This is a genomic window from Paenibacillus andongensis, assembly GCF_025369935.1.
GTDB classification, from domain to species: domain Bacteria; phylum Bacillota; class Bacilli; order Paenibacillales; family NBRC-103111; genus Paenibacillus_E; species Paenibacillus_E andongensis.
Genome location: NZ_CP104467.1, coordinates 4,206,290 through 4,217,909 on the forward strand (window position 1 = coordinate 4,206,290; position 11,620 = coordinate 4,217,909).

Here is an 11,620-nt window from a genome sequence, read left to right on the forward strand (position 1 = left end):
TCTCTTTCACCCGCGAGAATTTCGCATAGCAAATAACAACTTAGGACCATCTTCACACTTTGTACCTGCTTCAACAAATTGCTGGTAGGCTTCAGATTCCATGGGGTAAATCGCAATTTTGCCTTCTTCATTGTAATGCACACCCCAACCGTGTTTCTTTGGAAGCATGGATGCTCTTAAACAAGGGTGGTTTTTAGAAAAAAGCTCCTCACGAATTTCATCACTGCGAGCTTCGATTTCAGTCTGAGGGATTTGTTTATGTTGCAAATAGACTTCATAAATAAGCTCGCCTTGTGTATATTTGTATGGGTTTTGAGAGAGCAGCTCGTATTGAATTAAATGTGCGGTTTTACTATCCTTCTTCATGGAAGGCACGATTCCTACTTCGACTGGACAGTCAACAGAAACCTGTATAAATGTATCCTTATAACTCATATGTGCATCATCATAGGGCATTTTGGATTAACTCCCTCCTTCTGCAAGTTGAATTAATTTATTCACGGTTTCCCAGTTCCTTGTTGTCGCGGATACTCCTAGCTTCTTTTCGATGAAATTGTTGCTGAACTTTGATTCTCCGTAGTTTTTACGAATGAGTAAATAGACGGTGAGCCCTTTGACGAGGAACTCGTCCACTTCATTTTGCAAGGCTTCTAATTTGGCGATAGCCGCATCGGTTGCAAAATGAGACAATAAGGTAATATATCTTTGTTCATTTGCTTCTGCATTGACTATTTGGTAGGGCGTGTTCTCAACAACCTCTTGCAATTCTTCTAATGTTCGAATGATAACAGGAATATCGAAGTTAAGTTGAACTTTGAGCTCGCTCACAATTCGATCACGAACGACAGCAGGGTCATCTTCTTCACAATCAAAAATGACGTTACCGCTTTGTATGTACGTAATCACATTCTTATAATCCATGGATTCAAAAATGCTTCGCAGCTTTTCCATCTTAATAATCTTCTGACCACTTACATTAATTCCACGCAAAAGTGCAATATACTTCGGCATCGCATAACCTCACACCAATTTTTAATTCCATTATACACCAATTATGGCCTATTTGCTTTCATACTAGCCTTTAATTGCAGCAAAACTAAACAACCTGAATCCATTGAATAATTGGCTCAGGTTGCATCAAATCTGTTAAGAATTGTCTCTTTCGTTTATTTTCGAACAAAAAAACTCAGTACCGTATTCCAGTTCCTCTGTTCGTAGTAGTTGGCTCCAAGGTCAATGTTTTCGATCCAAGTTTCAGCTTTTGTGCCATGGGGACCCGCGACCAAGACATTTGAAATGGTGCGATTGGATCTAATCCATGCCAACTGGTGTGAGGGTAATGAGATGGGATTAAAATCACCATAAGTATCCGAAGGCTGTGTAATAAGTTTCTGTTGATGACTCTTCAGCTTCACATTAACCAAATACGGAAAATGGCGTTTAGCTGGATCGATCGACCATTCCGCTTCTTTGGATCTTGAAGTAACGATATGTTGAAGACCACGCCAAGTGAAACCATGTTCGACATAGCCCTGAGGTGTGTAGGAAACAGATTTCCCGTCAGGAAGCTGCAAAACTTTCAAATGTTTATTCGTTGTAGCTTCTCTTCCGACTCCCTCGATATAAGCAAGAGACTCATCTTTGCTCGCCCATTCAAACCACATCTCATTGTTAACCATTTGATCAATTGTTTTGAAAACTGCACCGTCTGCGGATAATACACACAATGTGTTGCCATCGGCGGACAGCGATGCGGTAGGCTTAGCCAAGAAAGCAATCCAACGTCCGTTTGCAGACCATTTGAAGAGGCTCGTGTCAACAGCAAAAAATTCGTCAGATGGCTTGGGCAGCACATGCAACGTTTTAAAGAGGTTAGGATCCGCATTCGCGGTTAATGGTATTTTCATTATTCGTATCGGTGTCCATCCGTCCTTTGAACTCTTAGCTGCCATTGAAACTAAAAAGGCGTTCCCATCCGGATACCAGGAATAATTCCCGATCCCCTCTGCAACTATCTTCGGTTTTGCAAGTTCATCGGAGTCTATCCAATTAAGCTGCTGCGCGGCTAGAAATGCGATAGAGTTCCGGTTAGGTTGCCACTGAAAGTTCCTTCCGCCTTCCTGTGCAACGAGATGACTTTGTCCAGTTTGAACTTGTAAAAGCCACAGTTCCTGCTCATTCTCACCTTTTGTGTAAGCTATCCACTGGCCGTCATAGGACCACTTCGGGTTTAATATGAAGGCTCCTCGGGTTTGCTGTCTTTCACTGTCACCAGCTTTAATCCATAGATCGCCATTTCGAACGAATGCTGCTTTCAGCAGTTCAGCGGGTTTTGCTGCATAAATAGTCGTGCTATTCGTTATGATGAGTAAGAGAGACGATATGGCAAGAATGATATTTCTAAAAGCTCTCATGATGTTCCTCCTTATGTTCCTTACCTTTTACGATATCCTTTTGTTGTTAAGAACATACGGAGAAATGACCTATTGTAGTTTGGGGTACACCAAATGTTCTCGGCATATGATTTCCAGTGGCTTCCGTGATATATTATACTTTTGGCAAATACTTTTTCAGGAGAGAACAAACCATGGCGTATCCTGCTGCTACGAACTACGAAATTGCACAAGTTTGTTTACTGGCTGGTAAAATCATGCTGGAAAACGGTGGAGAAACCTATCGTGTCGAAGACACCATGACCCACGTCGCGGAAGCCTTTGGTGTGCCGAACTCCCATAGCTTCGTAACGCCGACTGGCATCATTTTCTCCATTGATGGACCTGAGCAGACTACAAGATTAATTCGTATATCGGCTCGATCGACCGATCTCCGCAAAGTCACGGTTGTGAATGCTGTTTCTAGACGAATCAGCCAAGGGGAACTAACGCCCAAAGAGGCTTATCGGCTGCTTGAGGACATTGATGTGGCCCAAATGCGTTATCCCGCTTGGTTTCAGATACTATCCGCTGCTATTGCAAGCGGTTGTTTCTTAATCATGTTCCAAGGAGAATGGCATGATTTCCTACCTGCTTTCGTTGCTGGCGGGGCTGGACTAGCCTTCCTGAACTATTTTCATCGGTTAGTGCCGATCAAGTTCTTCGCTGAATTTCTGGCTTCCTTACTCATTGGAACCATGGCTTTCGTGTTTGTCAAAATTGGGGTTGGACATGCCCTAGATACCATTATTATTGGCTCGGTCATGCCGCTTGTTCCGGGACTTCTTATTACGAATGCCGTGCGCGACTTAATGGCAGGCCATTTCGTTTCAGGGGTTTCCAAAGGCGCCGAAGCCTTTTTAACGGCTTTTGCTATAGGTGCCGGCATTGCCTTTGTACTTTCATTTTATAATGGGGTGGGTGTTTAGTATGATGATGATTGAACAGCTCTTAATGAGTTTCATCGCGACGGCGGCATTCGCAATTCTTTTCAATGTCCCTAAAGGCACCCTTTTGCAGTGCGGTTTCGTGGGGATGTGTGGGTGGATGTTATATGTTTCCATTCAAATGATTCCTTTAGACCCGATCCTAGCCACATTGATTGCCTCTTTTTTCGTAACCGTCATCAGTCAATTTTTTGCGAAAATATACAAAACACCTGTTATTGTTTTCAGTGTATCGGGTATTATCCCCTTAGTTCCGGGCGGCTTAGCCTATGATGCCATGCGTAATGTCGTCCTCAATCACTATGATCTGGCCGTACAGCTCGCAGCCAAAGCCTTCCTGTTATCTGGTGCTATCGCCATCGGACTCGTCTTCTCCGAGGTTCTGAATCAGCTGTTACGTCGAACAAAATAGCGACCTTATTGAACTATTTGTAATAGTTCATGCCCAATTAATAGTTTTTACCTATAAAGATGATCGGTTTTATATCTTAGATTATTCCTGTTTTTCCCTTTAAAATAAGACCAGGAAGCAATCACATCTAATCTATGTAATGGAGTTGACAGCCAATGAGCGAACAAGCAAACCAGCAAATCACAACGAAGTTCAACGAAATTGCTGAGAAGTACGATAGTCAGCGGAGAAAACTAATACCTTGTTTTGATGATTTTTACCATACAGCGACTTCACTAGTGCAGGTCGATCATACATCTCCACGTATTCTCGACCTAGGTGCAGGTACCGGTCTCTTCTCCTCTTATGTACTTGGCAATTACCCAAATGCGAGAATAACATTAATAGATCTTTCGCAAAGCATGCTCGACATCGCTAAACAGCGCTTTGGAGAAACCCAAGCCAATATGACCTATATTGCTGAGGATTATAGTATATTCAAGTCTTCAGAGCCTTTTGATTGCGTCATCTCTTCTCTCTCCATTCATCATCTTGAAGATCAAGCTAAGCAAGACCTGTATGAAAAGATTTTTAAGCTGCTTAAACCAGGCGGGATCTTCGTTAACGCAGATCAAGTCCAAGGCAGCAGCCCATTCCTTGATCAATTGTATCGTTCTGATTGGGTGGCCAAAGTAGAAGCCACTGATCTAACTCCTGAAGCTCTGCAAGCTGCTTATGAAAGGACGAAGCTTGATAAAATGGCTCCCCTCGATGAGCAGCTGAACTGGCTTCGAGCTTGTGGCTTCATTGACGTTGACTGCGTCTACAAATATTATAATTTCGTTGTGATGTACGCTCAAAAGCCAGCTATTTAACCTTTTTACCAAAGCGTCGGTTTGGCCACCATAAACCACATCATCGACAACGTGATAATGACATACCAGATTAATGCCTTGCGCAGCTTGTTGACTAAGAAATCTCGATTCTCATGTGGTGCCTTGAGCTTACGAAGCAGGGGCGAGAAAGCACGGGCAATAAAGTACAGCGAGGCAACCATGATGAGAACCGTGACGATAATCCATGATGTTTTCCACGTCCATGCCGTTAACCACGTGAGTAAAATCCCTGTCGCAACCAGCACGTGGCCTGCATGCTTAGTAAGCCGAACTGTAATGCGAAATGGCTCAAGATAGTCCGGCAATTGCTCGAATGGCGCATTACGAATTCTAGCCAATAATGGAAACAGGATAAAATAAGGGCCTATACTTAAAATCACACTAAATATATGAATATATAAAAGCAGGACATACCAAGACAACACCATCATCCGTTCTTTATGAGAAAATTGAGAAAACCTCTATCGAGGCCATTCAAAGATGAGCGACCGCGTTTAGATGTAGTTTTTATCGCCAATAAGAAAGCGGTTTTCGGAAACCGAAAACTTATACTTTCTTATGTGGTCAACAAAACAGTGCAGATCCTGAGATCCACACTGTCTTTTTGTTCTTACTTATTCAGCCTTTTGAAATTCATGTACCCATACTTTCATATGCGGCAGCCATGGCATACCTGGATGCATAGCTAAAATACTATCACGGTACTCATCAACGGACGTATGTCCTTCTGCTTTCGCATGCTCCACAGTTAAATCACCTAGAGCTTGTTGGTAAACGTTGGTTACTGTAAACGCAGTGCCTTGCAATTCCATCGTTTCACCGATATCGGCATAGCGCCCATTACGTCTGCAAGCCGTCTTCTCACCAGCAAGCACTTTGTTAACTTCAGCTTCTTTCGTAACGAGTCGGTCGATCGAACACGTTTTTGGTGGCAAAGTTTCGTTCATGTTAGTTCCCTCCTTTTGGCAGTTCTCATTATAACGAATGTCACAAGCTTTGTCGAACTGCGCGGCAATCCTGTCACTCGCAATTATATTTTGCCATGATCTTGGCCATCATCTCTTTCATTGCATCCACCAATTCCGGTGGACTTTTGACTGTCGCCTCATTGCCAAGACCAAGAACAAACTTTGCGAAAAAAAGGATGTCACTCTTCCCAATGTTACCCTCTAACCAACCAGTGCCATCGTTACGGATAAGTAATTTAGATCCCGCCCATAACTCAGCCTCGCACTTCTGGACACCTTCTTTGCTCAATTCCACATGTAAAATAACTTCTTCCTCTTCCGCCTTACTAAGTGATTCCCTATTTCCAAGATGAACATGCCGAAGATCCATCGGTTTCGATGCAGAAGAAGCATAAACCGCCGAATGCATTCTGTCACATCGGAACACACGAATTTCGCCGCGAAGAAAGCAATAAGCTGGGCAGTACCATAAACCGTTGCTTGCATAGATGCCAATAGGCTGAATTTCCCTACTGGCTATTCCTTCACGCGATTCATAATCGATAAGCATGACTTTTTGATCGATAGCCGCATCCAGCAAGATGGATAAATAGAGGGATTCCGAATGTCTGGACGGTGTTATAAAGTCAACCCGGTTCTTCATTTGATCAATACGATCCCGGACGTCTCCAGACATGTAGTTATAAAACTTGCTCAATGCCGAAGAAGCTTCCGTTTTAAAAGGAAGGTAGGCATAATGCCGCAAAGCATGACAGGCAAAAAATATAGCTGTAGCCTCTTCCTCGGTAAACGCGATCGGGGGCAGGATTCTTTCATTCAGGACCTGATAGCCGCCGTGAGGTCCCACTTCCGAATATAAGGGAACCCCTAACTCACTTAATTCCTGTAAGTCTCTTAAAATCGTTCTCGATGACACCTCAAACTCTTGGGCAAGTTCCTTGACCGTAAACTTCCTTTTGCGGTTAACGGTCATCATCAATGCCAGGAGTCGTTTCGATTTGGGCATAATATTTCTCCGTTTTATATATTCACGACAATCCCTGTCACTATTATAAATTATAATGAACATTGAGCCCACAAGAATTTCTGAACATCCTACGAAAAAAATCAAAATTTGACAAAGGGAGCTGTTTGATCATGATTTTACAATTAACACCTTTTATTATGTTGGACGGAAATGCTAAAGAAGCTATCGATTTTTATGTACAATCATTAGGCGCTAAAGTTGTTTTTACCCAAACATTTGGAGAGAGTCCGGATTCCTCCGAATTATCATTACCGGCAAATGCAAGGGATCGTATAGCTCATTCCGTGCTAAAAGTCGGCCAAACAGAGCTGATGGTTTCCGATATTTTTCCGGGTCAAGCCCATCCTATTGGCAATCAAGTTACTATCTGTATAACCACTTCTGAGAAGGAACAAGCGAAACAACTCTATGAATCGTTACGACAAGACGGACAAGTAAGTTTGGAACTGCAAGAAACTCATTTTAGCCCTGCTTACGGTATGGTGATAGACAAGTTTGGTGTTGTCTTTCAGATTTTCACTGCGCGTCAACGCTAACCTATCTATGTATGGTGAGATCGAAATAGCAGCCCCTTTTGGGGAGGCGAAGTACTAATACCTCCATATAAAAAGTAGCCAAACCACTCCTTTATGGAGTGGCTTTTTTATGGCAGATGGACACATCACTTGCCTGACAGATGACAATTCACTAATATCAATTATTGAATATTAATGCCAGTGGAGGAAATAGACGGATTTTCGGAAAAATCAGATGTTAATTTAGAAACTCCACGCTTGTTTCTTGATGATTTTTATCTTTTTTACATACAGAATATTGGCAAAGTTGGACTTGAATTTTATACACTGGCTTTGGCCAACGCCGCTCGTTTGGATATGTGCGAGTACTTTACCGAATGTCTAAATGAATCGGCTAGATTGCTAAATAAAGCAACAGAAATCATGTTACAAAAAGGGACTTTCATAAGAGCTCCCTTTATTCCAATTCCGAATAAAGTTGAGTATGTCCAAAATCAAAGTTATCTTGCAGGTTTGTTTGGACATGCTAGACCGTTAAATGCAATTGAAATAAATCATATCTATTTTAACCTCATTCAAAATCAATTGGGTCGGTCTTTGTTGATTGGATATAGTCAAGTTGCTAAGGACAAAAAGGTCCGCGATTATTTCATAAGGGGCAGGAACATTTCAGATAAACACGTTGAAATATTCGGAACATTACTAAGTAAAGAATATCTTCCATCTGCAAGTGCATGGGATACACTACCAACAGAATCAACCGATGCACCGTTTTCAGATAAACTAATGATGTTCCATACGACTACGTTAAACTCGGCTGGAATTGCACATTATGGCAGAAGTCTTGGTCAAAGTCGTAGGACTGATTTGGGATAAATTTACATTCGGCTAACTTCGGAAATTTTGAATTTTGCAAAAGATGGATCAGATATCCTGATTGAGAATGGTTGGTTGGAACAACCGCCACAGGCTGCTGACAGAGATAAACTAGCAAAAGCATAGTCCAATATGATTAAAATTAAAAAACCGCCAGACACATGGTGGCGGAATCAATCATCTATAAAGCATTGTACGTTTTTTGGGTGTCATCCATCCCCAAGAGTTCGGGAAGATTTACGACCGTATACCCGTAACCTGTTTCATATCTTTTATCATACGGTTTCGTATGTCCATAATTTGGCTGCGTATTGTTAGCGCCATAATGCGTATGGATTACTGCTTTATTATCATACTTCGCGACCATCTCAGCAGGTCCCGCAACCTCAAATTCAGCCCCGTAATTAGCTGGATTATTACCATACTTTCTCACATAATCCAAACTGTCAATCCGGTTCGCGTTGATATCCTCGATGAGTTGAATAAACGGCTGAACAAACGGAACAAATTCTTCTGTCATATCGTAAAACTTAACCTTAGCCTTATCATACAGAACGTAGGCCAAGTAATTTTTCCATTCTGCCGTGAAGGCAGCAGCGCCGGTGACGAAATCAGACACCTTATCCCCAGCTAATGTTATTATTTCCTCTAACCAGGCCTGTAATGGCTCGGGATCGTCCTTACAGTAATCAATCGTTTCCTGATCTGTATACGCGTCAACACCCTCGTAATCAGGATAAAGCGTGGAAATCTGTGTCCGCAGCGATTCAAAATCGCTAGCTTTTGCTTTTATCCATAACTCATTCTGAATCAGTCCGGTAATGAAGCTTTCTTTTAACTCACCGGCGTCAACTTCCGCTTCATTTAACACTTTTTTCAGTCCTGCAATCCCTTTTTTCACCTCTCCTTTGGCATACGCAGAGGTATCATTTTCAAGGAATTGGGCGTACTCATTAAAAATCACATTGGATTCTCCGAGGTCGGAGGCTTTCACATTCTTTTCATCCTCGTCACCGTTACGTTTTTTGTCACTGGAAACAAGCATTCTTTGCACGACGCCGGCATCGTTCAGCGATCTTCTTTGAATGCCTGGAGGTGAAGACTCAGCCCCCCTTTGCGCAAGTTGTAAGGCCCTGGCACCCATGATATCAGCTTCTTGCTCCAACCCTGCATCATCGTTGATCGCAACGTCTCCCATTTGCATCCTAGGTTTCACCTTGCCTTGCTTCTGCTGTACAACATGCCATGTTTCATGAGGAAGATGCTGGTCTTGTCCGGGTGCAACATGAATATCCGTTCCCTCCGCGTAAGCATGGGCTTGCAATTGGGCAGGCTTGGGAGAATTAAAGTGAACTTTCACATCATCCAAGGAAATCCCCGAAAGTTTCTCTACACCTGATTTCAAATCATCCGGAAGCCCTGTTTGATTCGTCTTTCTCTGGACTGTTTGTGTCGGATTGGCTAGTTGGCCAGCCCGTACCATTTGAGCAACAGCCCGATTCCCTATCGTCTTATGTAAGCTGTGTATATAATTTGAACTCATTTGCACTTGAGTAGAAGCTGACAAACCGTGATCATTTAATATGGATGTTTCTATTGATCTGCGCGCTAAACTCTCATTTTTCATCCTGATACCTCCCCTCGTTATACTTAAGTTGATACCATTTTATCACATTATGTCGAACAAGAATGCCACGATTTCCCAACATCAACTTCCCTTTGGAGATCCCCTCACCCCGCCTGCTCTTCATAAGGCGACACACACTTTTCCAGCGGAAGGCGAAGCGTGATCCGAGTGCCTCTTTTCGCGTCGCTCTCGAAGAGAAATTGCGATTCCTTGCCGTAGTACATGATCATCCGTGTGACCACATTTCGCAGTCCGAACAGATCCTTGTCCTTCTTGAGGTCCGTCGAGATACCTTCTATCGCTTGCTTAGAAGCTTCCTCTAGTTTGCCGCAAATATAGGCGAGCCTTTCGTTAGTGACCCCGACCCCGTTGTCGTACACTTCGAGTACAAGCTGGTTATTTTCCAAATACGAGGAAATGAGAAGTTCTCCACCCCCGATCTGTTTCTCCAGACCATGCAGAACAGCATTTTCAACAAGCGGCTGTAAGAGCAGCTTCAATACATGATAAGGAGCGCTTTCCTCGGCGATGTCGTATCGAACGGTAAAATGATCTAAGAACCTTAGCTGCTGGACTTTAATGTAATATTTCAAATGCTCGATGGTCTCCCCGACCGCAAACGTTTCGTTTCCCTTGTTCAGGCTTAGCCGGAAAAATTTCGACAGGTTGAGCACCATTTCACTGATTTCATCCGCTTCATAGTTTTTGGCTGTCCAATAGATAGAGTCTAGTGTGTTGTAAAGAAAATGCGGGTTGATTTGCGATTGCAAAAACTTAAGCTCCATTTTGGACAGTAAAAGCTGTTTCTCATAGTGGTCACGTATAAGTGTCTTCTGGTTCTCCGCCATCCGGTTAAACGATTCGATAACGTATCCCAGTTCATCTACACGCGTATCTTCCAATTGTATGGTGAAATTACCTGTACGGAGCTGTTTCATCCCATAAGCCAGCTTCCGCAGCGGAGCGGATATCCCCCTATAGATGATCCAGGAAATCCAAACGGCTAGCACCAGACTGACGGCTAAAATCCCATAACTAAACACCTTTAGGGAGTCGGTATGGCTGCGAAGTTCCTCCAAGGGCTGCTCCATCATGAGCGACCATCCGGAAAACTTCGACTTCACGCTGATCGTAACCATTTCCGTACCGGTTTGCTGCGATTTGCGGATGGACCTAACCTCGTTCACGGTGTTCCAAACTTGAGGGTAAACACTCGCACCTGTGCCAGCGATCGAGCTTCCGTCGCTGTCAAACAGATAGATGTTCGCATTTTTGGAGGGAAGAAGCGGTTTCGCCAACTCGATGAGCGCGCTTTTTTTGACGGAAAGCACGAGTAGATTCGGATTAATTAGTGTCCTATTATAAGGATCCATCGTTCGGATCAGATGAATGCTGTCTGCATCAAAGTAAGATTCACCCTCCTTCGGCGTAAAAAAAACCGTGCCTCCACTCGATTCCATTAAACGCTGATACCATTCCTGCTTCTCCGCGCCTTCGGGCAGCTTGCGTCCTCCAAGTTTGGTGGAAATGACGGTGCGTGACGGCATATGGATGATGGTGATTTGATCCACGATCAAATTGACTGTTGTCATGTTCGTTATCTGGTCCATGACTTGTGCAAAATAAACGAACGACTGCTTTTCCGGCTCTTGCCCAACGGACTGCAGTGTCGTGTTCATATTCATATCGAACGCGATCAGCGAAGAAAGCTGTTCGAGGTTCTGCAGTGTCAGGTCGATGTAATCCGTCATCGTATGCAGAGCCCCTTGTGTCCTCTCACCCGTTTGTACTTCTAAGATCGTCTGCGATTTTGAGATGGCAAAAAGACTGAATCCGGCGAGCGGAAGCAGAATCAGTAAAAAGTACCATGTCAGCCGAATCTGAATATAACCGGCCAGAATTTTACGAACTTTGGGCAGGATTTCTTTTAACATGTTGGTA

Annotated in this window: 12 protein-coding genes and 1 pseudogene; 5 read left to right on the plus strand and 8 right to left on the minus strand. The window is 43.3% G+C overall.

Translation table 11 applies throughout. The features are described from left to right. Positions 1 to 6 precede the first annotated feature (6 nt). The 3 genes from NYR53_RS18990 to NYR53_RS19000 form a co-directional block, all read right to left on the minus strand. Positions 7 to 456, minus strand: coding sequence for a DUF6157 family protein (locus NYR53_RS18990; protein WP_261300810.1), 450 nt, complete (start codon positions 454 to 456; stop codon positions 7 to 9). Between the two features lie 6 nt (positions 457 to 462). Beyond that, on the minus strand, positions 463 to 1,011 hold the full coding sequence (locus tag NYR53_RS18995; RefSeq protein WP_261300811.1) for a DUF1697 domain-containing protein: 549 nt from the start codon (positions 1,009 to 1,011) through the stop codon (positions 463 to 465). 155 nt (positions 1,012 to 1,166) lie between these two features. Next, complete coding sequence (locus NYR53_RS19000; RefSeq protein ID WP_261300812.1) at positions 1,167 to 2,414, minus strand: TolB family protein; 1,248 nt, start codon at positions 2,412 to 2,414, stop codon at positions 1,167 to 1,169. A gap of 173 nt (positions 2,415 to 2,587) precedes the next feature. Here NYR53_RS19000 and NYR53_RS19005 point away from each other — a divergent pair, with 173 nt between their 5' ends. From NYR53_RS19005 to NYR53_RS19015, 3 genes are all read left to right on the plus strand, one after another. Continuing rightward, the gene (locus NYR53_RS19005) at positions 2,588 to 3,361 is read left to right on the plus strand and encodes a threonine/serine exporter family protein (RefSeq protein ID WP_261300813.1); all 774 of its coding nucleotides are present in this window, start codon (positions 2,588 to 2,590) and stop codon (positions 3,359 to 3,361) included. A gap of 4 nt (positions 3,362 to 3,365) precedes the next feature. After that, positions 3,366 to 3,791: a threonine/serine exporter family protein gene (locus NYR53_RS19010; RefSeq protein ID WP_261306430.1), complete on the plus strand. Its 426-nt coding sequence runs from the start codon at positions 3,366 to 3,368 to the stop codon at positions 3,789 to 3,791. 155 nt (positions 3,792 to 3,946) lie between these two features. Further along, complete coding sequence (locus NYR53_RS19015; protein WP_261300814.1) at positions 3,947 to 4,645, plus strand: class I SAM-dependent methyltransferase; 699 nt, start codon at positions 3,947 to 3,949, stop codon at positions 4,643 to 4,645. A gap of 5 nt (positions 4,646 to 4,650) precedes the next feature. Here the strand turns inward: NYR53_RS19015 and NYR53_RS19020 are convergent, their stop codons facing one another. The 3 genes from NYR53_RS19020 to NYR53_RS19030 form a co-directional block, all read right to left on the minus strand. Continuing rightward, positions 4,651 to 5,004 (minus strand): hypothetical protein, encoded by a 354-nt coding sequence (locus NYR53_RS19020; protein ID WP_437180054.1) that lies wholly within the window; start codon positions 5,002 to 5,004, stop codon positions 4,651 to 4,653. Between the two features lie 276 nt (positions 5,005 to 5,280). Next, the gene (locus NYR53_RS19025; protein ID WP_261300815.1) at positions 5,281 to 5,613 is read right to left on the minus strand and encodes an ASCH domain-containing protein; all 333 of its coding nucleotides are present in this window, start codon (positions 5,611 to 5,613) and stop codon (positions 5,281 to 5,283) included. Between the two features lie 73 nt (positions 5,614 to 5,686). Then, positions 5,687 to 6,640 carry a helix-turn-helix transcriptional regulator gene (locus tag NYR53_RS19030; protein WP_261300816.1) on the minus strand — a complete coding sequence of 318 codons (954 nt, stop codon included), beginning with the start codon at positions 6,638 to 6,640 and terminating at the stop codon, positions 5,687 to 5,689. A 131-nt stretch (positions 6,641 to 6,771) separates the two neighbouring features. On the opposite strand from NYR53_RS19030, the gene NYR53_RS19035 reads away from it, so the two are divergent. Together NYR53_RS19035 and NYR53_RS19040 are read left to right on the plus strand one after the other, a co-directional pair. Further along, complete coding sequence (locus tag NYR53_RS19035) at positions 6,772 to 7,197, plus strand: VOC family protein (RefSeq protein ID WP_261300817.1); 426 nt, start codon at positions 6,772 to 6,774, stop codon at positions 7,195 to 7,197. Positions 7,198 to 7,371: 174 nt separating this feature from the next. Next, positions 7,372 to 8,178, plus strand: a pseudogene (locus NYR53_RS19040) (DUF3231 family protein). A gap of 55 nt (positions 8,179 to 8,233) precedes the next feature. Here the strand turns inward: NYR53_RS19040 and NYR53_RS19045 are convergent. Both NYR53_RS19045 and NYR53_RS19050 read right to left on the minus strand, forming a co-directional pair. Next, positions 8,234 to 9,679: an eCIS core domain-containing protein gene (locus NYR53_RS19045; RefSeq protein ID WP_261300818.1), complete on the minus strand. Its 1,446-nt coding sequence runs from the start codon at positions 9,677 to 9,679 to the stop codon at positions 8,234 to 8,236. Positions 9,680 to 9,783: 104 nt separating this feature from the next. Then, positions 9,784 to 11,613, minus strand: a complete 1,830-nt coding sequence (locus NYR53_RS19050; protein WP_261300819.1) for a cache domain-containing sensor histidine kinase — start codon at positions 11,611 to 11,613, stop codon at positions 9,784 to 9,786. Between the last annotated feature and the right edge of the window lie 7 nt (positions 11,614 to 11,620).

Bases quoted from the DNA above. Each gene is read 5' to 3' on its own strand.
- NYR53_RS18990 (WP_261300810.1), bottom strand. From the start codon at position 456: ATGCCCTATGATGATGCACATATGAGTTATAAGGATACATTTATACAG.
- NYR53_RS18995 (WP_261300811.1), bottom strand. From the start codon at position 1,011: ATGCCGAAGTATATTGCACTTTTGCGTGGAATTAATGTAAGTGGTCAG.
- NYR53_RS19000 (WP_261300812.1), bottom strand. From the start codon at position 2,414: ATGAGAGCTTTTAGAAATATCATTCTTGCCATATCGTCTCTCTTACTC.
- NYR53_RS19005 (WP_261300813.1), top strand. From the start codon at position 2,588: ATGGCGTATCCTGCTGCTACGAACTACGAAATTGCACAAGTTTGTTTA.
- NYR53_RS19010 (WP_261306430.1), top strand. From the start codon at position 3,366: ATGATGATTGAACAGCTCTTAATGAGTTTCATCGCGACGGCGGCATTC.
- NYR53_RS19015 (WP_261300814.1), top strand. From the start codon at position 3,947: ATGAGCGAACAAGCAAACCAGCAAATCACAACGAAGTTCAACGAAATT.
- NYR53_RS19025 (WP_261300815.1), bottom strand. From the start codon at position 5,613: ATGAACGAAACTTTGCCACCAAAAACGTGTTCGATCGACCGACTCGTT.
- NYR53_RS19030 (WP_261300816.1), bottom strand. From the start codon at position 6,640: ATGCCCAAATCGAAACGACTCCTGGCATTGATGATGACCGTTAACCGC.
- NYR53_RS19035 (WP_261300817.1), top strand. From the start codon at position 6,772: ATGATTTTACAATTAACACCTTTTATTATGTTGGACGGAAATGCTAAA.
- NYR53_RS19045 (WP_261300818.1), bottom strand. From the start codon at position 9,679: ATGAAAAATGAGAGTTTAGCGCGCAGATCAATAGAAACATCCATATTA.
- NYR53_RS19050 (WP_261300819.1), bottom strand. From the start codon at position 11,613: ATGTTAAAAGAAATCCTGCCCAAAGTTCGTAAAATTCTGGCCGGTTAT.